19 protein-coding genes are annotated in these 20,368 nt (G+C 66.4%); 10 read left to right on the top strand and 9 right to left on the bottom strand.

Annotation, left to right across the window (positions count from 1 at the left end; translation table 11 throughout):
* The first annotated feature begins 12 nt into the window (after window positions 1-12).
* Both WKW80_RS02795 and WKW80_RS02790 read left to right on the top strand, forming a co-directional pair.
* Window positions 13-801, top strand: a complete 789-nt coding sequence (locus WKW80_RS02795; protein ID WP_340362201.1) for an ABC transporter ATP-binding protein — start codon at window positions 13-15, stop codon at window positions 799-801.
* A gap of 61 nt (window positions 802-862) precedes the next feature.
* On the top strand, window positions 863-1,582 hold the full coding sequence (locus WKW80_RS02790) for an ABC transporter ATP-binding protein (protein ID WP_340361987.1): 720 nt from the start codon (window positions 863-865) through the stop codon (window positions 1,580-1,582).
* Here the strand turns inward: WKW80_RS02790 and dxs are convergent.
* Genes dxs through xseB form a run of 3 tightly spaced genes read right to left on the bottom strand, consistent with a single transcriptional unit; the run spans window position 1,567 to window position 4,633 of the window.
* Window positions 1,567-3,474 carry a 1-deoxy-D-xylulose-5-phosphate synthase gene (gene dxs, locus WKW80_RS02785; protein ID WP_340362200.1) on the bottom strand — a complete coding sequence of 636 codons (1,908 nt, stop codon included), beginning with the start codon at window positions 3,472-3,474 and terminating at the stop codon, window positions 1,567-1,569. The genes WKW80_RS02790 and dxs overlap by 16 nt on opposite strands.
* Window positions 3,471-4,388 carry a polyprenyl synthetase family protein gene (locus WKW80_RS02780; RefSeq protein WP_340361986.1) on the bottom strand — a complete coding sequence of 306 codons (918 nt, stop codon included), beginning with the start codon at window positions 4,386-4,388 and terminating at the stop codon, window positions 3,471-3,473. The genes dxs and WKW80_RS02780 overlap by 4 nt, the downstream gene beginning before the upstream one ends.
* Window positions 4,385-4,633: an exodeoxyribonuclease VII small subunit gene (xseB, locus tag WKW80_RS02775; RefSeq protein WP_340361985.1), complete on the bottom strand. Its 249-nt coding sequence runs from the start codon at window positions 4,631-4,633 to the stop codon at window positions 4,385-4,387. Before xseB ends, WKW80_RS02780 begins: the two co-directional genes overlap by 4 nt.
* 334 nt (window positions 4,634-4,967) lie before the next feature.
* Here xseB and WKW80_RS02770 point away from each other — a divergent pair, with 334 nt between their 5' ends.
* The 4 genes from WKW80_RS02770 (at window position 4,968) to WKW80_RS02755 (ending at window position 10,178) form a co-directional block, all read left to right on the top strand.
* Window positions 4,968-6,134: an aromatic ring-hydroxylating oxygenase subunit alpha gene (locus WKW80_RS02770; protein ID WP_340361984.1), complete on the top strand. Its 1,167-nt coding sequence runs from the start codon at window positions 4,968-4,970 to the stop codon at window positions 6,132-6,134.
* Window positions 6,135-6,197: 63 nt separating this feature from the next.
* Entirely contained in the window at window positions 6,198-7,121 is a 924-nt protein-coding gene (locus WKW80_RS02765) for a DMT family transporter (protein ID WP_340361983.1), read from the top strand.
* Between the two features lie 20 nt (window positions 7,122-7,141).
* Window positions 7,142-8,038 carry a sulfurtransferase gene (locus WKW80_RS02760; RefSeq protein ID WP_340361982.1) on the top strand — a complete coding sequence of 299 codons (897 nt, stop codon included), beginning with the start codon at window positions 7,142-7,144 and terminating at the stop codon, window positions 8,036-8,038.
* A gap of 223 nt (window positions 8,039-8,261) precedes the next feature.
* Window positions 8,262-10,178 carry a DUF3300 domain-containing protein gene (locus tag WKW80_RS02755; protein ID WP_340361981.1) on the top strand — a complete coding sequence of 639 codons (1,917 nt, stop codon included), beginning with the start codon at window positions 8,262-8,264 and terminating at the stop codon, window positions 10,176-10,178.
* Window positions 10,179-10,229: 51 nt separating this feature from the next.
* On the opposite strand, the gene WKW80_RS02750 is transcribed toward WKW80_RS02755, so the two are convergent.
* Complete coding sequence (locus WKW80_RS02750; protein WP_340361980.1) at window positions 10,230-11,462, bottom strand: FAD-dependent oxidoreductase; 1,233 nt, start codon at window positions 11,460-11,462, stop codon at window positions 10,230-10,232.
* Window positions 11,463-11,586: 124 nt separating this feature from the next.
* Between WKW80_RS02750 and WKW80_RS02745 the strand changes: the two genes are divergently transcribed.
* A complete protein-coding gene (locus tag WKW80_RS02745) occupies window positions 11,587-11,793 on the top strand; it encodes a dodecin (RefSeq protein ID WP_340361979.1) in 207 nt (68 codons plus the stop codon).
* A 310-nt stretch (window positions 11,794-12,103) separates the two neighbouring features.
* Here the strand turns inward: WKW80_RS02745 and WKW80_RS02740 are convergent, their stop codons facing one another.
* The 5 genes from WKW80_RS02740 to polA all read right to left on the bottom strand — a co-directional run bounded on the left by WKW80_RS02740 (window position 12,104) and on the right by polA (window position 17,886).
* Complete coding sequence (locus WKW80_RS02740) at window positions 12,104-12,295, bottom strand: hypothetical protein (RefSeq protein ID WP_340361978.1); 192 nt, start codon at window positions 12,293-12,295, stop codon at window positions 12,104-12,106.
* Between the two features lie 446 nt (window positions 12,296-12,741).
* Window positions 12,742-12,957 carry a hypothetical protein gene (locus WKW80_RS02735; RefSeq protein ID WP_340361977.1) on the bottom strand — a complete coding sequence of 72 codons (216 nt, stop codon included), beginning with the start codon at window positions 12,955-12,957 and terminating at the stop codon, window positions 12,742-12,744.
* Window positions 12,958-13,019: 62 nt separating this feature from the next.
* Window positions 13,020-13,910, bottom strand: coding sequence for a ZIP family metal transporter (locus WKW80_RS02730; protein WP_340361976.1), 891 nt, complete (start codon window positions 13,908-13,910; stop codon window positions 13,020-13,022).
* Window positions 13,911-13,992: 82 nt separating this feature from the next.
* Window positions 13,993-14,889, bottom strand: coding sequence for a dienelactone hydrolase family protein (locus WKW80_RS02725; protein WP_340361975.1), 897 nt, complete (start codon window positions 14,887-14,889; stop codon window positions 13,993-13,995).
* Window positions 14,890-15,090: 201 nt separating this feature from the next.
* The gene (gene polA, locus WKW80_RS02720; protein ID WP_340361974.1) at window positions 15,091-17,886 is read right to left on the bottom strand and encodes a DNA polymerase I; all 2,796 of its coding nucleotides are present in this window, start codon (window positions 17,884-17,886) and stop codon (window positions 15,091-15,093) included.
* A 97-nt stretch (window positions 17,887-17,983) separates the two neighbouring features.
* Here polA and WKW80_RS02715 point away from each other — a divergent pair, with 97 nt between their 5' ends.
* The 3 genes from WKW80_RS02715 to WKW80_RS02705 are packed head-to-tail and all read left to right on the top strand — an operon-like array spanning window position 17,984 to window position 20,223.
* A complete protein-coding gene (locus WKW80_RS02715) occupies window positions 17,984-18,364 on the top strand; it encodes a hypothetical protein (protein ID WP_340361973.1) in 381 nt (126 codons plus the stop codon).
* 6 nt (window positions 18,365-18,370) lie between these two features.
* Window positions 18,371-19,417 carry a homoserine kinase gene (locus WKW80_RS02710; protein WP_340361972.1) on the top strand — a complete coding sequence of 349 codons (1,047 nt, stop codon included), beginning with the start codon at window positions 18,371-18,373 and terminating at the stop codon, window positions 19,415-19,417.
* 2 nt (window positions 19,418-19,419) lie between these two features.
* Window positions 19,420-20,223: a BPSS1780 family membrane protein gene (locus WKW80_RS02705; RefSeq protein ID WP_340361971.1), complete on the top strand. Its 804-nt coding sequence runs from the start codon at window positions 19,420-19,422 to the stop codon at window positions 20,221-20,223.
* The last annotated feature ends 145 nt before the right edge of the window (window positions 20,224-20,368 follow it).

Here is a 20,368-nt window from a genome sequence, read left to right as displayed (position 1 = left end):
ACGTCCGCGACCCTGCTTGAACTTTCCAGCGTCTCGCGCCATTTCGGTGGCCTCAAGGTGCTGCAGGAAGTGAACCTGGCCGTGCCGGACAAGGGCGTGTTCGGGCTGATCGGCCCCAACGGCGCCGGCAAGACCACGGTGTTCAACCTGATCACGGGCCTGCTGCCGCCTACCAGCGGCACGATCCACTTCGACGGGCAGGACCTGGTCGGCCGCAAGCCCTTCCAGATCACGCGTGGCGGCATTGCGCGCACCTTCCAGAACATCCGCGTGTTCAAGGAAATGTCGCTGACCGAGAACGTCATCGTCGGCATGGACGCGCACCTGCGCTACGGCGCGTTCGGGCTGCTGGCCAGCACCGGCATGTTCCGCAGCGAGGAGCGCCGCGCGCGCGACCGTGCGCGTGAATTGCTGAGCTGGGTCAAGCTCGACCACAAGGCCGACCAACTGGCCGACAACCTCTCCTACGGCGACCAGCGCAAGCTCGAGCTGGCCCGCGCGCTCGCCACCGAACCGCGCCTGCTGCTGCTCGACGAACCGGTCGCCGGCATGAACAGCACCGAGAAGCTCGACCTCATGCGCGAGATCCAGAACATCGCCGAACGCGGCTACACCATCTTCATGATCGAACACGACATGCGCTTCGTGATGGGCCTGTGCGAGCAGATCGCCGTGCTCAACTTCGGCCGCATCATTGCGCGCGGCGGGCCGGACCAGATCCGCAACGATCCGCAAGTCATCGAGGCCTACCTCGGCCGCGAAGACGACGAAGCGACCAACGACGAAGGAGCGACAGCATGAGCGCAGTGCCGTGCCGCCCCAAGCAAGCTCGCACCGCAGTGCGATGCACGGAAGTTGAACAATGAGCCTCCCTCTGTTGCAAGTCCAGGGCCTGAAGGTTTCCTTCGGCCACGTCGAAGCCGTGAAGGGCATCGACTTCCAATTGCACGAAGGCCAGATCACCACGCTGGTCGGTGCCAACGGCGCGGGCAAGTCGACCACGCTGCTTGCCCTGTCGGGCCTCGTGAAGAAGACCGCCGGACGCGTGACGTTCGACGGGCGCGACATCACCGCGCTGGCGCCGCACAAGATCGTCTCGGGCGGTGTCGTGCAGGTGGCCGAGGGCCGCGCGACGCTCACCACGCTGACGGTGCGCGAAAACCTCGAACTCGGCGCGTACACGCGCCGTGACGGAGCGGCGGCGCGTGCCGCGGACCTGGAACGCATCTTCGCGCTGTTCCCGGTGCTGAAAGAGCGCGCCGAAGGGCTGGCCGGCAACCTCTCGGGCGGCGAACAGCAGATGCTCGCGATCGGCCGCGCCATGATGGCCAAGCCGCGCGTGCTGCTGCTGGACGAGCCCTCGATGGGCCTGGCACCGATCATCGTGCAGGACATCTTCCGCACGCTGCGCGAGATCAACAAGCAGGGCCTGACGATCTTCCTGGTGGAGCAGAACGTGCGCCAGGCGCTGAAGATCGCCGATCGCGCGTATGTGATCGAAACCGGCGCCATCGTGCTCGAAGGCAGCGGCCGCGAACTCCTCGGCAACCCAAGGGTGCAGGACGCCTACCTGGGGAACTGAACGAGGGACGGGGCGGGCGACTGGACCCGCTGCTCCCTCGGGAAGCGCGCGCGGATGCGGGCCTCGATGCCTGCAGCGTCCAGCCCCTGAAGCGCCAGCAGCTTGGCCGGATCGCCGTGCTCGATGAACTGGTCGGGCAGGCCCAGCTGCAGCACGGGCTTGAGCACGCCGGCCGCGTTCAGCGCCTCGGTCACCGCACTTCCCGCGCCACCCATGATGGCGCCCTCTTCCACCGTGACGATGGCCTCGTGCGACGCCGCGACCCGCAGCAGCAACGCCACGTCGAGCGGCTTGGCCCAGCGCATGTTGACCACCGTGGCATTCAATGCCTCGGCTGCCTGCAATGCCGGATGCAGCAGCGTGCCGAAGGCGAGGATCGCAATGCGTTCGCCGTTGCGCCGGATCTCGCCCTTGCCGAACGGCAACGCATCGAGCGTGAGATGCGGCATCACGCCGGCCCCCGCACCGCGCGGATAACGCACGGCAACGGGGTGGTTCTGTTGATAGGCCGTCGTGAGCAGTTGCCGGCATTCGGCCTCGTCGGCCGGACAGGCAATGCTCATGTTCGGGATGCAGCGCATGAAGGGGATGTCGTAGGCCCCCGCATGCGTCGCGCCATCGGCACCGACGAGGCCGGCGCGGTCCAGCGCGAACACCACTGGCAGGTTCTGGATCGCGACGTCATGGATCATCTGGTCATAGGCGCGCTGCAGGAAGGTCGAGTAGATCGCCACCACCGGCTTCAGCCCTTCGCACGCCAGGCCGGCAGCGAAAGTCACCGCATGCTGTTCCGCGATGCCGACGTCGTAGTAGCGGTTTGGAAAGCGCTTCTCGAACTCCACCATGCCCGAGCCTTCGCGCATCGCCGGCGTGATGCCGACCAGGCGGCCGTCATGCGAGGCCATGTCGCACAGCCATTGGCCGAACACCTGGGTGAAGGTCTGCTTCGGCGCGGTCGCCGGCTTGACCAGGCCCACCGACGGATCGAACTTGCCCGGCCCGTGATAGGCCACCGGATCGGCCTCGGCCAGCTTGTAGCCCTGCCCCTTCTTCGTGACCACGTGAAGGAACTGCGGGCCTTCGAGGTGCTTGAGGTTTTCCAGCGTGGGAATCAGCGAATCGAGATCGTGGCCGTCGATCGGCCCCACATAGTTGAAGCCGAATTTCTCGAACAGCGTGGCCGGCACGACCATGCCCTTGGCATGCTGCTCGAAGCGCTTGGCGAACTCGAACAACGGCGGCGCCTTGCGCAGCACGCTCTTGCCCGCATTCTTGGCCGCGGCATAGAACTGGCCGCTCATCAGTTGCGCCAGGTAGCGGTTCAGCGCGCCGACCGGCGGGCTGATCGACATGTCGTTGTCGTTCAGGATGACCAGCAGCTTGCAGTCGCAGACCCCGGCGTTGTTGAGCGCCTCGAAGGCCATGCCGGCGGTCAGCGCGCCGTCGCCGATGATCGCGACCGAATGGCGGTCTTCGCCCTTCTGCCTGGCCGCCATCGCCATGCCGAGTGCGGCCGAGATGCTGGTCGACGAATGCGCGGTGCCGAAGGTGTCGTATTCGCTCTCGCCGCGCTGCGGGAAGCCCGAAAGGCCGCCCAATTGCCGCAACGTGGGCATGCGCTCGCGCCGGCCGGTCAGGATCTTGTGCGGGTAGGTTTGATGGCCCACGTCCCACACCAGGCGGTCATGCGGCGTGTTGAAGACGTGGTGCAAGGCCACGGTCAGTTCGACCGTGCCGAGGTTCGAGCTCAGGTGGCCGCCGGTGCGCGACACGTTGTCGAGCACGCAGTCGCGCACCTCGTCGGCCAACTGCTTGAGCTGGGCCCGGTCGAAGTGGCGCAGCGCCGAGGGGTCGTGCAATGTGGGGAGAAGCGGAGCCATGTTTGTCTTTATCGGTCGCGGTCCACGACCATGTGGGCCAACGCGCGCAGCGCCGCAGTGTCGGGCAGTGTGCTGCGCTCGAGTGCGGCCAGCGCATCGGCCAGCAGCGCCTTCGCACGGGCACGCGCGCCCTCGAGGCCGAGCAGCGATACGTAGGTGGGCTTGTCGTTTTCGGCGTCCTTGCCTGCCGTCTTGCCGAGCGTGGCCGAATCGGCGACCACGTCGAGGATGTCGTCGACGACCTGGAACGCGAGGCCGAGCGCCGCACCGTACGCGCGCAGGGCCCGCATGGCTTCGACGGAAACGCCTTCGGCGCATGACGCGCCCATTTCGACGCTGGCCTGCAGTAGCGCGCCGGTCTTGAGTTGATGCATGCGGCGCAGTTGCGGCTCGTCCAGCGCCACGCCGACGCTGGCCAGGTCGATGGCCTGGCCGCCCGCCATGCCGTGGCTGCCGGCCGCGAGTGCCAACAGGCGGCACAGGCGCGCCTGCACAGCGTCGGCCACGCTGCCGTCACCAGGCGTGAGCAACTCGAAGGCCAGCGCCTGCAGGGCATCGCCTGCGAGCAGCGCATCGGCTTCGCCGAACTTCACGTGCACCGTCGGCTTGCCGCGGCGCAGCACGTCGTTGTCCATGCAAGGCAAATCGTCGTGCACCAGCGAATAGGCGTGGATCAGTTCGGTGGCGCAGGCCGCGCGCAGGGCGGCTTGCGGCTCGCCACCGACGGCGTCGCTCGCGGCCAGCACCAGCAGCGGGCGCAGGCGCTTGCCGCCATCGAGCACGGCATAGCGCATTGCGTCGCCGAGCGGTGGCGGCCCGTCGACGCCGACCCATCGCGACAGCGCGGCCTCGACTTCGGCCAGCAGCGGATTGCACCAGGCGGCCAGGCGAGCCGCGTCCCAGGACTCCAGTTGGCGAACGGTCATTCGGGTGCCCAGGCCTTCAGGCTGCCGGCATCCAGCACCTTGATCTGGTCTTCGACGGCCTGCAGCTTCTGGCGGCAGAACTGCAGCAGCACGGCGCCGCGCTGGTAGCTGCCGAGCAGTTCGTCCAGCGGCAGCTGGCCCGATTCGAGGGCGGCTACCAGTTGTTCGAGTTCCTGCAGGCCGGCTTCGTAGCTGGCCGGCAACGGCGCGGCCGGCGCGGACGCGGGAGGGATGGGCTTGGGCATGCGGGGATGGTCGATCAAACCAGACATTTTAGGGCGGGGGCCACAATCGGGGCCGTCCCGCCACTGACACCGGGACGTGACAAATCGCATGGTACGACCGGCGGAGGCGGAAACAGGCGGTAGCCGCCGGGCGCGTCCAAGGCGAGCGGCGCCTGCGCTCGGGTTGGCGAAGCACACGCGGCGGCGAGACGCGAGGGCAGAAATTTACCCGGCGGGTACAATCCGCCGTCCCGCCCCGGCAGGTTGCCGATTCCTTTTGTTGGGCCGTTCCTGCTTTCGCGACGGCGTCTCCCGTTTCATCTTTCTCCCTGTGGGGAGCTTGGTCAGGTCCTCGATGTCTGATTTAAGTCTTCAACTGCAGCAGGCCTCAAGCCCTCTTCATGTTTCCTCGTATTTCGACGAGGCGCTCTACGCCCGCGAAATGGCCACGCTGTTTGCCGACGGCCCGCGCTACGTCGGCCACCAGCTCACGGTGCCCGAGCTGGGCAACTACCACACGCTGCCGCAAGAACACGAAGGCCGCGCGCTGGTGCACACGCCCAAGGGCGTGGAGCTGATTTCCAACGTCTGCCGCCACCGCCAGGCGGTGATCCTGCAGGGTCGCGGCGCGCTCGATGCCAAGACCGGCGGCAACATCGTCTGCCCGCTGCATCGCTGGACCTATGCCGCGGCCGACCCGCGCCTCACCGGAACGCTGATAGGCGCGCCGCACTTCGCGCAAGACCCCTGCCTGAACCTGCACAACTATCCGCTCGAGGCATGGAACGGACTGCTGTTCGAAACACGTCCTGGCGGCAGCCGCCGCAGCGTGGCGGCCGAACTGGCCACGCTGGGCCCGCGCGCCGATCTCGACTTCACTGGCTACGCCTTCGACCGCGTCGAGCTGCACGAGTGCAACTACAACTGGAAGACCTTCATCGAGGTCTATCTCGAGGACTACCACGTCGGTCCGTTCCACCCCGGCTTGGGCAGCTTCGTCACCTGCGACGACCTGCGCTGGGAGTTCGGCGAGAAGTATTCGGTGCAGACCGTCGGCGTGGCCAACCGCCTCGGCCGTGCGGGCAGCCCGGTCTATCAGAAGTGGCAGGAGCAGCTCCTGCAATACCGCGAGGGCAAGCCGCCGAAATACGGCGCGATCTGGCTCACCTGCTACCCGAACGTGATGGTCGAGTGGTATCCGCATGTGCTCACCGTGTCGACGCTGCACCCGATCGGGCCGCAGAAGACGCTCAACATGGTCGAGTTCTTCTACCCCGAGGAGATCGTCGCCTTCGAGCGCGAGTTCGTCGAGGCGCAGCAGGCCGCGTACATGGAAACCTGCGTGGAAGACGACGAGATCGCCGAGCGCATGGACGCCGGCCGCCGCGCACTGATGCTGCGCGGCGACGATGAAAGCGGCCCTTACCAGAGCCCGATGGAAGACGGCATGGAGCACTTCCACGAGTGGTATCGGCGCGCGATGTTGCCCGAGGCCCTGCCCCAGCAAGCACTGTCGGCCTGAGCCCGTTTGCAGCGTGCTTTCACCCGGCGCTGCCTCCCCTTTTTTCACACGTTTAGAGGCAAGATGCAAGCGCTCTGGATGGTGCTGGCCGCACTGATTTTCGCGACCATGGGGGTCTGCGTGAAGATTGCCTCGGTGTGGTTCTCGAGCGCCGAACTGGTGTTCTACCGCGGGCTGATCGGCATCGTTTTCCTGGCGCTGCTGGCACGCAGCCGCGGCGTGTCGCTGGGCACGCAATACCCCGGCATGCATGCCTGGCGCAGCTTCATCGGCGTGGTGTCGCTGGGCGCCTGGTTCTATTCCATTGCCCACCTGCCGCTGGCCACGTCGATGACGCTCAACTACATGAGCAGCGTGTGGATTGCCGTGTTCCTGATCGGCGGCACGCTGCTCGCGTGGGTGCCGCTGCCGGGGCGTGATGGCCGTGTGCAACGTCCGGCATTGCAGGGTGCGCTGATGCTCACGGTGGTCGTGGGCTTTGCCGGCGTGGTGATGATGCTGCGGCCCACGCTCGGCGCCCGGCAGGCCTTTGCCGGAATGATCGGCCTGATGTCCGGCCTGACGGCCGCCTTTGCCTACATGCAGGTGGTGGCGCTGTCGAAGCTCGGCGAACCGGAGGCGCGCACGGTGTTCTACTTTGCGGTGGGCTCCGCCGTGGCGGGCGGCATCGGTTCGGTGGCGACCGGGTTCTCGGAGTGGCCCGGGGTCCAGGCCCTGTGGCTGTTGCCGGTCGGCGTACTGGCTGCCCTCGGACAGTTGTGCATGACACGCGCCTACTCGAGGGCCAAGACCCCCGGCGGTACGCTGCTGGTCGCCAACCTGCAATATTCGGGCATCGTCTTCGCGGGGCTCTACAGTGTGCTGCTGTTCGGCGACCGCATCGACGCGCTGGGCTGGGGCGGCATGGCGCTGATCGTGGCCAGCGGCATCGTCGCGACCATCCTGCGCCAGCGTGCCGTGCCGAAGGCGCCAGCGGAAGAACACTGAGCCAGGAAAAGGACAGACCGATGTATACGACCCTAGTCTCCGTCGAGCAACTGAAGGCCCTGCAGGCCGGCGGCACACCGTTGATGGTGTTCGACTGCACCTTCGACCTGACCCGGCCGCATGCCGGCGAACAGCAATACCGCGAGGGCCACATCCCTGGCGCGGTGTATGCCAACCTCGACACCGACCTGAGCGCGCCGCACGGCGTGCCGGGCAAGGGCGGCACGGTGATCGCCGCGGACATGGGCGCGCCGGCATCGGGGGGCCGCCATCCGTTGCCGAGCCGCGAACGCTTTGCCGAATGGCTGTCGAGCATCGGCTTTCGCAACGACATGCAGGCCGTCGTGTATGACCGCAATGGACTGAACTACTGCGGCCGGCTCTGGTGGATGCTCCAGTGGGTCGGGCACGAGGCCGCAGCCGTGCTCGACGGGGGGTTGCAAGCGTGGCAGGCCGCGGGCGGCGAAGTCACCGGACGCGAGGAGCCGTCGCACTTCCAGTCCAACTTCGTGATCGGGACGGAACTGGCCGGCCTGGTCGTGACCGACACGGTGCTCCAGCGGCTCGGCGACTCCGGCCAAACCCTCATCGATGCGCGCGCCGCACCGCGCTATCGCGGCGAAGTGGAACCCCTCGACCCGGTGGCCGGCCACATCCCGGGCGCGTTGAACCGTCCGTTCAGCGAAAACCTCGGTGCCGACGGGCGCATGAAGCCTGCAGCGCAACTCCGCCAGGAGTTCGATGCCCTGCTGGCCGGACGCGATCCGGCCGGCGTGGTGCACCACTGTGGCAGCGGCGTGAGCGCCCTGCCGAACCTGCTGGCCATGCGCGTGGCCGGCTATGGCGCCACCGGCCTTTATGCAGGCAGTTGGAGCGAGTGGTGCAGCGATGCCGCGAGGCCTGTCGCAAAGGGCTGAGCGCACCGCCGGTCCAACACGGATCGACTGACTCCGGCTGGCCGGGCGCGCAAGTATTGAAGGCCGGAAAAGGTCCGGCAGAATGCACCGGCGGCGCGAAGCAATGGCGCTGCGACTACAAGGCACGACGACGAAGGCCGTCACCCGGATGTCGTCGCACCCTTGAAGATGGACGTTGTACAAGTCTGTGGAGGACCATGACGACTTTCACACCCTGCATGCGATGACTTCTGCCATTACCTCCTTTCGCGGCGCCCCGCTCTCCCGGCTCCTGATTCTTGCGGCCTGCGCGGGCGTACTCACTCTGGCCGGCTGCGACAAGCTCAAGGGCGTTCCCAACCCCACCGCGCCGCCGGCGCCTTCCGCAACAGCCGAGCCGCTACCACCGCCGGCCGAGCCGGCGCCACAGACCGTGGCCGTCGCCGCGCCCGCACCACCGGCCTACACGCCACCGACCCCGGAACAGCTTGATCAACTCGTGGCCCCGATCGCGCTGTACCCCGACAAGCTGGTCGCGCAAGTGCTGGCCGGCGCTACCTGGCCCGACCAGGTCACGGCCGCCGACCAATGGCTCGCGCGGAACGCCGGACTCAAGGCCGGCCCGCTGGCTGATGCCGCCGAACGACAACCATGGGACCCGAGCATCAAGTCGCTCACCGCCTTCAGGCCCGTGCTCGACCAGATGGCAAACAACCTGCCGTGGACCACCGCGCTCGGGCAGGCCTACTACAACGACCCGGACGGCACGCTGGGCGCGGTCCAGGCGATGCGCCAGCGTGCGTCGCGGGCCGGCAAGTTGAAGAGCACGCCGAAACTGCGCGTCGCGGCGGCGCCGGGGCCGGACGCCTACATCACCATTGCGCCCGCACAACCCGACCTGGTTTACGTGCCGAGCTATGACCCGCAGGTTATCTACGGGGAGCCCGTACCCCTGTACCCCGGCTATGTCTGGTCGCCCCCCGTGTACGCCGAGCCGCGCTATAGCAACGCCCAGGTCGCGACGGCGGGCCTGCTGACATTCGGTGCCGGGGTGGTGGTCGGCGCGGCGCTGGAGCGGCACGACTGGGGCTGGCATTCATGGGGCATGAACTGGGGCCGGCCGGTACCCTACCCGCGCGGCGCGCGCGCGCCGCAAGCGGCGCCTGTGTATGAAAGGCCCGCGGTGGTCTACAACCGCTCGACCTACGTGTCGCGCTCCGAAACGGTGATTCAGAACAACACTCGCAACAACTACTTCAACAACAATACCGGCGCACGGCCGCAGCAGATGCAGGCGCTGCAGGCGCAGGAGCGGCAACAGCAGGCCCAACTCGACGAGTTGCGCAAACAACAAGCGCGACAACAACAGCAGGCGCAGCGACTGCAGCAGGAGCAGGCAAGCCGCCAACAGGCACAGGCCCAGCAAGCGCAATCGAGACAACAACAGGCGCAATTGCGCCAGCAGCAAGAGCAGGCGCGGCAGCAACAGGCGCAACAGGCACAGCAAGCAAGGCAGGCGCAGAACGACGCACGGCAGGGCCAGCTTCATCAGCAGCAAGCGCAGCAGGAAGACGCGCGCAGGCATCAGGCGCAACAGCAGCAGCAGCAGCAGCAGCAGCAGCAACAACAACAACAGCAACACCACCAACAGTTGCAAGCCCAGCAGGCACAGGCACAGCAAGCGCAGGCGCAGGCGCAACACGCGCACCAGGCGCAAGCCCGTCAGTTGCAGGCCCAGCAGCAGGATCAGGCGCGGCATCAACGACAACTGCAGCAACAGCAGCAGCAGCAGCAGCAAGCGCAGCAACAACAGGCGCAACGCCAACAACAAATAGCGCAGCAGCAACAGCAGCTTCAACATCAGGAGCAGGCGCGGCAGCAACAGGCGCAGCAACGGCAACAGCAACAACAACAGCAAGCCCAACAGCTCGCACAAGCCCAGGCCCGTCAGGCTCAGGCTCAGGCGCAGCAGGCGCAGCAGGCGCAGCAGGCGCAGCAGGCGCAGCAGGCGCAGCAGGCGCAGCAGGCGCAGCAGGCGCAGCAGGCCCAGCATGCCCAGCAGGCCCAGCAGGCGCAACAACACCGCGCCCGGGAACAGCAGGCGCGCGGTTCCTCGGACCGCCCTCCGGGCCACCGGCCGGACGATCCGAACAACCGCTGACACGGATTGCGTTGCTTCCCGAAGCGCGCCAGCGCCGGGACCCAGTTCGGCCTATCGGCGCACCCGTTCAGGCCGCACCCCGATCCCGACGGCATACGCCGGGATGCCCTGCAAGATCGGAAATCGCTGCGCCATGCGCAAGATCCACGGCACCGCGAATCGCTTTCCCGGCCCAGCGCCGCTCTGCAGCACCGGCGCGAGCAAGCGGTTCTGCACCGCCACCTGCGCTGCCTGCGTCACCTTGGCGGGAAACTCGCGCCGTTCTTGCACTTTGGGCAGCAGCGCCGTGATGGCATTGGCGCTCTCGTTCGGGTCGACCAGTACGTCGCGCAGCAGGTTGGCCGTGGCGACCGCGTCCTGCACAGCGAGATTGATGCCGACGCCGCCCACGGGGGACATCGCGTGCGCCGCATCGCCAATGCACAGCAGGCCCGGCTTCCACCACTTCTCGAGCCGGTCGACCGTCACGCTCAACAGTTTCACGTCGTCCCAACTCGCAATCTGGTCCACGCGATCCGCAAAGGGCGGCACGATCGCCGCGACTTCCTTGCGAAAGCTCTCGATCCCGCGCGCCTGGATCGCCGCGATGCCGCCCTTGGCAATGACGTAGGCGCACTGCCAGTAGGTGTTGCGGTCGATGGTCGCCATGAAGTGGCCGGTGTCGATGTAGCCGCTCGATCCGTCGGGGTCGTCGGGCCGCTTGGGCAGGCGCATCCACAGCACGTCGATGGGCGCTCCAATGTCGCGCACCATGAGCCCGGCCGCCCCGCGAAGCACCGAGTGGCGCCCGTCGGCCGCCACCACCAGATCACAGGCGATCCGCGACGCGCCCTCCGCCTTCGATACCTCGACACCCACCACGCGCCCGTCACGCTCGACGAGACCAGTGGCCTCGGTGTCGAGCATCAGCCGGAACTCGGCGTACTGCTCGGCCTGATCACGGAGAAAATCCAGGAAGTGCCACTGCGGCATCATCGCGATGAACTTGCAACGCGTCGACAGGCGCGAAAAATCGGCCAGCCCGACTTCCTGCCCGGAAATGTGCGCACGCAGCCGGTGCGCCTCGTCGTGCGGCCGGGACAGGAAGCGGTCGAGCAGGCCCAGGTCGGCCATCACGTCGAGCGTGGAGGGATGCACCGTGTCTCCGCGAAAGTCGCGCAAGAAGTCGCCGTGCTTTTCGAGCACGATCACTTCGACGCCGGCGCGCGACAGCAAGAGCCCAAGCATCATGCCGGCCGGGCCGCCACCGACGATGCAGCAGCGCGTGGGATCAATGGACTTCATCGGTGCGACTCCGGCAACCATGCCGGATTGAGCCGCAATGCGGCGCGGCTGTCCATCAGCGTGCACCCAAGGCGTCTTCGGTCATAAGATGGCGCCGCCGCTTTTTCAACCAACCGGAGACATCATGAGCACGCACATCTACAAGCACATCGAACTCACCGGCTCGTCGCCGACCAGCAGTGACGAGGCGGTGAAGAATGCCATCACCAAGGCCAGCGAATCGGTGCGCAACATCCAGTGGTTCGAGGTACTCGAAACGCGCGGCCATGTGCAGGATGGCAAGGTAGCGCACTGGCAGGTGACGCTGAAGGTCGGCTTCACCCTCGAGTGATCGCCGAACCCCTCCTCAGGGCCTGAACGCAGGCCGCGGAACGCACCCCGCGCAGCGGGGCTGCGGCCGTGCATTCGCTGCGCGTCCCGGATCAGGCCAACCCAGATGCCATGGGCGCGACAAGCGCGTGGACGCCCCCGCGGGAGGGATGTGCAAGCGTGCAAGCCCGCGCACTCTGGCAACCCCATTCATCCCTTGTTGACCGGGGTCCTTGCCATGTCCCGAAAAAAGTCCTCTGGGCGGTCCACTACGACGAGGTCAACGAATTTCTCCAGAGCGCGCAGCAGTACGGCGCCACCGACGTAGCGATTCACGCCGACAACGACGAGCAGAAGGCGATCGGCGTGTTCCACGCGGCGGGCATGGCGGTGTACGGCTTGGCGCCGGCCCTCGGCCCCGGCGCGATCCGGCGATGCAAGAGGCGCAAAAGGCGGTCGAGCTGTTCGCGCACGGCCTCGACGGCTACTACGTCGCCCCCGAAAGGCTCAACGGGCCAGGCCACCTGCGACTGGAACCGCCCCGGACTTGCCGGCCTGGCCTTGGAATTTTGCGAAACGATTTCCTGTGCGGCCAACGGCCGGCCTTTCGGCGTGACCTCGCACTATCGCGCCAGCATGCAACACCCCAACCTGCCCTGGGCAGCGTTCTTCAGGCATGCGACGGTGCTGCTGCCCCAGGCGTACTGGCGCGGCGATGCGGGCGCGGTAGGCAATGGCGACCCGGCCGACAACTACGCCATGTCCATCGAGCTGTGGGAAGCGGCCGGCGGGGAGCACGACCTGATCGTGCCGATGGCAGGTGAACTGCACAAGGTGACGGCGCGGAAATCACGGCCTATGCCGGTAAGGCGACATCGGAGGGCGTTGAAGACTCCACTTCTACGCCGACCGGCCCTCGGTCAATGCCGCCGTGCGCGCGGCGGTGCGCAAGGCCTGACGAATCAATCGGTCAATCGGGCGCCTGCCTCACGCGATCGAACTCCTCATCGATCGGAACGTTGTCGGCATCGAGTTCGCTGGCATCGGTCAGGTCGATGCCGGTTTCTTCTTCCAGCTCGTTGGCCAGGTCGTCGTCAGACACTTCGAAGCCATCGCCAAGCATGGGAACGTCGGGGGCGCCCGTGGGCGGCTTGACGGTGCGGCGGGTTGATGGGGCCCTGCTCATGGTCGTGCTCCTTGGGATTTCTCGCAGACCCCCAATGGTGCGCCTGATTTGGCCCGAAATGTTCAAAGTTGCAACGTGCTCGATGCCGGACCGTGCGCCGCGTGCGGCTCCCCATGACCATGGCCACGCTCGCCATGCGCCAGGCGACTCACCAATGTGACAAGGACGATGCCGACCGCGAGCCAGGTGATCTGCGCAACGGTCTGGCGCGCGGTCAAGCGCTTCTGCAACTGCGGAATCAGGTCGGCCAGCGCCACGTAGATGAAACTGCTGCTCGCCAGCACCAGGAAGTAAGGCAGCAGGCTGTGCAGCGAATCGACCAGCGCCCAGCCGGCCAGCCCGCCCAAGGCAGTCATGGTGCCGGCCAGCGACACCTTGACCAGCGCCGCGCGCGGGTTTGCCGAGGTCTGGCGCAGCACCACCAGGTCGCCGATGTGGTGTGGCACCTCGTGCGCCAGCACGGCCAGCGCGGCGACCATGCCGAGGCGCATGTCGGCGATGAAGGCCGATGCGATCAGCACGCCATCGCCGAAACAATGCACGCTGTCGCCCGTAAGCACAGCCCAGCCGCCGGCGCGCGGCGCTTCGCCGTGATGATGGTGATGCGCGTGCGCATGTTCATGGGCGTGACCGTGTTCGAGCTCGTGCTTGTCTTCGTGATGATGCTCGTGCCCGTGGTGCCACAACTCGGCCTTGTCGAGGAGGAAGAAAACCACCAGCCCCAGCAGCAGCGTCGCGAACAGCGTGGCGGGCTCCAGGCCGCTTTCGAAAGCCTCGGGCAGCAGGTGCATGAAGGCGGTGGCCAGCAGCGCGCCGGCTGCCAGGCTCAGCAGGTATTGCGCGCCGTGCGCGCTGTCGTCGCGCTGCACGCCGAGTCGCAGCAGCAAGGCCGCGATCCAGACGCTGCCGATGCCGGCGACCAGGGTCGCAACGGTGATGGCGATTAGGTTCATGTAGCTCGGGTCAAAACAAAAGCCGCCCCGAAGGACGGCTCACATGCGCTGAGCGCGAATGCCGTGGTTGCAATTGTCGTCGTCAGACCACGCCGTTGGCCTTGAACCACTCCAGCGCACGCCGCCATCCATCGTCTGCCGCGCTCTTCACATAGCTCGGACGGTAGTCGGCATGGAAGGCATGGCCTGCTTCGGGGTACACGACGAACTGCGAGGCCCTGGCAGCGGGCGTGCCGATTGCCAGGACGGACTTCATCTTATCAATCGTGTCAAGCGGGATGCCTTTGTCCTTGCCGCCGTAGAGACCCAGCACCGGCGCCTGCAGCATGGCGCCGACGTCGACCGGCTGCTTCGGCGTGAGCGTGCTCTCCTGCCCCACCAGCCGGCCATACCAGGCCACGCCGGCCTTGACCTTGCCGGTGGCCGCGTACAGCCAGACGATGCGACCGCCCCAGCAGAAGCCGGTGATGCCGGCCTTGGCCACGTTGCCGCCGTTGGCGCCGGCGAATGCCAGGGCACCATCGAGATCCGCCAGCACCTGTCCATCGGGCACCTTCGAAACGATCTCGGTCAGCAGCTTGCCAGTGTCGTCGGCGCGCCGCGGATCACCCTGTCGGGCATAGAGTTCAGGCGCGATGGCAAGGTAGCCGAGCTGGGCGAATCGGCGACAAGTATCGGCGATATATTCGGTCACGCCGAAGACTTCCTGCACCACCAGGATGACCGGAAAGCCCGTGCCCCCGGCGGGCGCCGCGATGTAGGCCGGCACATCGAACCCATTCACCGGGTACTTGACCGGACCCGCCTTCAGCCCCTCGGTCGTTGTCGAGATCACCGTCTGCGCCGCAATCGGCAGCGTCGCCGCCGCATAGCCCACGCCGATGGCGATCTTGAGCGCGGTGCGGCGCGACGCACCCGCCTCGTTCGAGTCGCCGGGGTTCAGGGAATCAAATTCGTCTTGCAGGTCTGACTTGAGCATCGGAGGGTGTCTCCAGAGTGTGATTGGACAAGAGTTTGCTTGATGAGAATTAGCTGCGGATTCGGGTGCAACCGGCTGGTGCCGCCCCTGGCTGAAGGAATGCGCCTACTGCGACAAGACGGCGCAATGGGAGTTGCAAGCGGCCGCGTGTTGCGGACTTCCACAAGTACCTCTGACTCGTCCCCGTCCGGCTGTCCGGACTCAATGCGCCTTGTCCCAGTTCGGACCAAAGCCGATCTCTGCGAGCAGCGGCACCTTCAGCGACGCGACGCCGGCCATGATGCGCGGAATCTCCGTGCGCACCCACTCGCTCTCGGCCTCGGGCACTTCGAACACCAGTTCGTCGTGCACCTGCATGATCATCTTCGTGCAACGCTGCTCGGCATCGAGCACACGCTGCACCTCGACCATGCTGAGCTTGATCAAGTCGGCTGCCGTGCCCTGCATCGGCGCGTTGATGGCGGCGCGCTCGGCGCCGCCGCGGCGCGGACCGTTGGGGGAATTGATCTCGGGCAGATACAGGCGACGGCCGAACACCGTCTCGACGTAGCCCTTCTCCTTCGCCAATGCCTTGGTTTCGTCCATGTAGACCTTCACGCCCGGATAGCGCTGGAAGTACCTGTCGATGTACGCCGCAGCCGCTTTCGTCTCGATACCCAGGTTGCGTGCCAGGCCGAAGCTGCTCATGCCGTAGATCAGGCCGAAGTTGATCACCTTGGCATAGCGGCGCTGCTCGCTCGACACCTGGTCCGGCGTGCTGCCGAACACCTCGGCCGCGGTGGCGCGATGCACGTCGATGCCCTCGGTGAAGGCACGCAGCAGCGAGGCATCGTCACTCAGGTGCGCCATGATGCGCAACTCGATCTGCGAATAGTCGGCGCTCGCGATCACGCTGCCTGCGGGTGCCACGAAGGCTTCGCGCACGCGCCGGCCTTCGGGCGTGCGGATCGGAATGTTCTGCAGGTTCGGATCGTTGCTGCTGAGCCGCCCGGTCACCGCCACGGCCTGCGCATAGTGCGTGTGTACGCGGCCGCTGCGCGGGTTGGCAAGCTGGCCCAGCTTGTCGGTGTACGTGCCCTTGAGTTTCGACAATCCACGGTGCTCGAGGATCTTCGCCGGCAGCGGATAGTCTTCCGCGAGCTTCTCCAACACTTCTTCGTCCGTGCTCGGCGCACCGCTGGGAGTTTTCTTGATGACCGGCAGGCCAAGCTTGTTGAAGAAGATGTCGCCGATCTGCTTGGGCGAGCCGAGGTTGAACGGCTGCCCCGCAATGCCGTAGGCCTCCTGTTCCAGCGCCATGATGCGCGTGCCGAGTTCGTGACTCTGCGCCGACAGCGTGGGCGCGTCGATCAGGACGCCGTTGCGTTCGATGCGATACAGCGCCTCGCTGCTCTGCATCTCCAGTTGGTAGATGAACAGCAGTCTCTCGTTGGCCTGCAACTGGGGCCACAGTGCCAGGTGCACGTCGAGCGTCTGGTCGCTGTCCTCGCATGAATATTCGGCCGCCTTGTCGATCGACACCTGGCTGAACGAAATCTGGTGCGCGCCCTTCCCGCAAATGTCTTCGTAGTCGATGCCGCTGCGGCCCAGATGCCGCTCGGACAGGCTCGCCAAGCCATGTGGCTTGTGCACTTCGAGCACGTAGCTCTGCAGCATCGTGTCGTGCGCATAACCCTGCACCTCGATGCCATGGTTGGCGAACACGTGGCGGTCGTACTTGACGTGCTGGCCGAGCTTTTTCTTCGCACCGTTTTCGAGCCAGGGCTTGAGCTTCGCGAGCACCTCGTCGCGCGGCAACTGCGCCGGCGCATCGGGATAGTTGTGGCCGACCGGCACATAAGCCGCCTCGCCCGGCTTCACGCTGAAGCTGATGCCGACGATCTCCGCGCGCATCTCGTCGAGCGACGTGGTCTCGGTGTCGATGGCAACCAGCTCCGCGGCCTCGATCCTTGCAAGCCACGCATCGAACATTTCCCACGTCATGACGGTGTCGTAGGCGAGGTTGCTGACCTTCTCCGCCGCGGCCATGGCCGGCTCGTCGAACAGGCCAGGGTTGGGGTCGGCGCTCTGCTGTGCCTTGGCGTCCTGCTCGATGAGTTCGGGCGGCACGGCGTGCGTTTCGAGCGTCTTGACCAGGCTCTTGAAGCCAAACTTCTCGTAGAAGACTTTCAGCTCGTCGACCTGCTGCGCTCCAGGCACGAGCGCGTCCAGCGACGGCAGCCCGGCCACATGCTCGGCCAGGTCGCAATCGGTGCGGATGGTTACAAGACGTTTGCCCTGCGGCAGCCATTCCAGCGCCTTGCGCAGGTTCTCGCCGGCCTGCCCCTTGACCTCGCCGGCCCGCGCGATGAGGCCATCCAGCGAGCCGTATTCCAGCAACCACTTCGCGGCAGTCTTGGGGCCGACCTTCTCCACCCCAGGCACGTTGTCGACCGAGTCGCCGACCAGCGTCTGGTAGTCGATCATGAGGTTCGGCGGCACACCGAACTCGGCCGTCACCCCCGCCACGTCGCGCTTCTTGCCGTTCATCGTGTCGATGATGGTGATGTGCTCGTCGACCAGCTGGCTCATGTCCTTGTCGCCGCTGGACACGATCACCTCGACGCCCTGGTCCGCGGCCGTCCTTGCCAACGTGCCGATCACGTCGTCGGCCTCCACGCCCGGCACCACCATCACCGGCCAGCCGAGCAGGCGCACCACCTCGTAGATGGGCGCCACCTGGCTGCGCAGGTCGTCGGGCATCGGCGAGCGGTTGGCCTTGTATTCGCCGTACCAGTCGTCTCGAAAGGTCTTGCCCGGCGCGTCGAAGACACAGGCGGCGTAATCGGCGCGCACTTCGCGGCGCAGCGCCTGCGTCATGTTGATCATCCCGCGAATGGCGCCGGTGGCCGGGCTCGTGTTGTCGCCGGGCACGGCGCGCAGATCCGGCATGGCGTGAAAGGCACGGTAAAGGTAGCTCGATCCATCGACGAGCAGCAGCGTTTTCTTGTCGGTCATCGGCCCATTTTGCCGTGCGGCCAAACGTCCCTCTCCGGACGCCCGCCGCTGGCACCTTCTTACAACGCGGGCATGTTCAGCGGCCTACAATCCTTTTATGCGCCGTCTCAATTTGCCGCCCGTTCGCGATGCCCTCGCGGTATTGGCCTGGGTATTGCCGCTGGCCGGCGTTCAGGCCCAGACCACCCCTCCACCTCCGGCGCCCACGCAGGCCGCGCCGGATGTGCGGCCAGTCCCTGAAGGCGCATCGGGACGGCAAAACCAGAAGATCGAGAACATCCACGTCGAGGACGGCAACGCCACTGTCGATGAAGTCCGCTATGGCGGCCAGACGCAGAGCATCACTGTCAAGCCTAAAGGCAGGGCGCCCGAGTACGAGGTGCTGCCGGGTACGGGCGCCCACGTGCAGCAGAACCAGCCAGGCCAGTCCGACGCCGGGGGCAATGGTCCCCGGGTCTGGAACGTTTTCAAGTTCTGAACGTCCGTGGCTGTCTTCACGGAAGTCGCGCCGGACGAAGCGCGCGCGCTACTTGAGCGCTTGGGCCTGGGTGAACTGCGCGAGCTGCGCGGCATCCAGGGCGGCATCGAAAACACCAACTACTTCGCGACCACCGAGCGCGGCGAATATGTGCTGACGCTATTCGAACGCCTGCATTTCGACCAGCTCCCGTATTACCTCTGCCTGATGCAGCACCTGGCGGAGCGCGGCGTTCCGGTGCCGGCACCGGCTGCCGACCCGGCCATCCATCTGGCGCCGATGGGCCACGCGCTGGAACGAGCCGCCAACGCCCCTTGCGAACTGTTGCACACGGTCCAGGGCAAGCCGGCCGCCGTGGTGCAAAAGCTGGCAGGCCACAGCGAACTCCAGCCGACCGCCGCGCATTGCACCGAACTCGGCCGGTTGCTGGCCCGCATGCACATCGCGGCGCGAGACTTTCCACGCATCCAGCCCAACCTGCGCGGACTGCCCTGGTGGAACGACACGGCCCCGGTGGTATTGCCCTACCTCGAAGCGCCGCAAGCCGCCCTGCTGCAAAGCGAGCTGGCCTACCAGAACCATGTGGCCGAGTCGTCCGCCTACCTCGCCCTGCCGCGCGGCCCGATCCATGCCGACCTGTTCCGCGACAACGCCATGTTTTCCGTGGACGGCGACGGCAAGCCACGTCTCACTGGCGTGTTCGACTTCTACTTCGCCGGCACCGACACCTGGCTGTTCGACCTTGCCGTGTGCCTGAACGACTGGGCGATCGACCTGCCTACCGGCGAGGCAGACGTGGATCGCTCAGCGGCCCTGCTCGACGCCTACTGCTCCGTGCGTCCGCTGAACCCGGCCGAGCGGACCCTGCTGCCCGCCATGCTGCGCGCCGCCGCGCTGCGCTTCTGGATCTCTCGCCTGTGGGATTTCCACCTGCCGCGCGAAGCCAGCATGCTCAAGCCGCACGACCCGAGCCACTTCGAGCGCGTGCTGCGTCAACGTGTCCAGCAACTCAGCTCGCCGATTCGCGTGCGGCCCGTACTGCAAGCTGCCTGACCATGAAACTCCACCTCGTCCCGGCCCGCGCAGGGATCGAATGGGTCCGACTCGGCCTGCGTACTTTCTGGCGGCAACCGCTGGCATTCATCTCGTTGTTCTTCTCGCTGATGGCGCTGATCTCGATCGTCTCGCAACTCCCGCTCGTCGGAAGCTTCCTGCCGTTCCTGTTCGTCCCGATCCTGACGCTGGGAATGATGGTCGCTGCATCGGTAGCAAGCAACGACGACACACCGAAGCCGGTCGGTCCCGCCATGTTCACCGCGGCCCTGCAGGCACTGCGCCTGCGTTGGCGGCCGATGCTGGTGCTCGGCATGATTTCGGCGCTGTATTTCGCGGTGGTGGTCGGGCTTTCCGCGCTGATCGATGGCGGCCTGGTCGCCGGCGCCTACCTTCTCAACAGCAACGTGCTCCCGGAAGTCGTGGCAAGCAAGCGATTTCAATTGGCGCAGTTGTTCGTGATGTGCCTCAACCTACCGCTGTCGCTGGCCATGTGGCATGCGCCAGGGCTCGTGCACTGGCATGGCGTCGAGCCGGTCAAGAGCCTGTTCTTCAGCCTGGTGGCGCTGTTTCGCAACTTCAGGGCCCACGCGATGTTCCTGCTGTCGTGGTTCGGCGTGTGCATGGTTGCCGCGATCAGCTTCGCACTGATCGCCACCCTGCTGGTCGGCATTGGCGCGCTCGCCCTGGGCGACGCGGCATCGGTGCTGGGCGGCGCGCTCATGATCGGCTGCGCCCTTTCACTGGCGGCAATGCCGCTCAGCTCCACCTGGTTCAGTTTCCGCGACAGCTTCAACGCGGACTAGGCACCCCCCGAAGCGCCTGCGGCGCCTCCCCCTCAAGTCCTCGAGGGGGCGCACCCGGCGGCCCGGCAAAAGCCGGTCGCCGGGTGCCACGAACAGACTTGCCGTGCTCGTCCCGGTTTCATGCGTCGCGGAAGACGCGCCAGCG

Origin of the sequence: Variovorax humicola (genome assembly GCF_037889915.1) — a bacterium.
Lineage (GTDB): Bacteria > Pseudomonadota > Gammaproteobacteria > Burkholderiales > Burkholderiaceae_C > Variovorax > Variovorax humicola.
The sequence above is the reverse complement of the archived record's forward strand: the minus strand, read 5'-3'. Positions and strand labels throughout refer to the sequence as shown.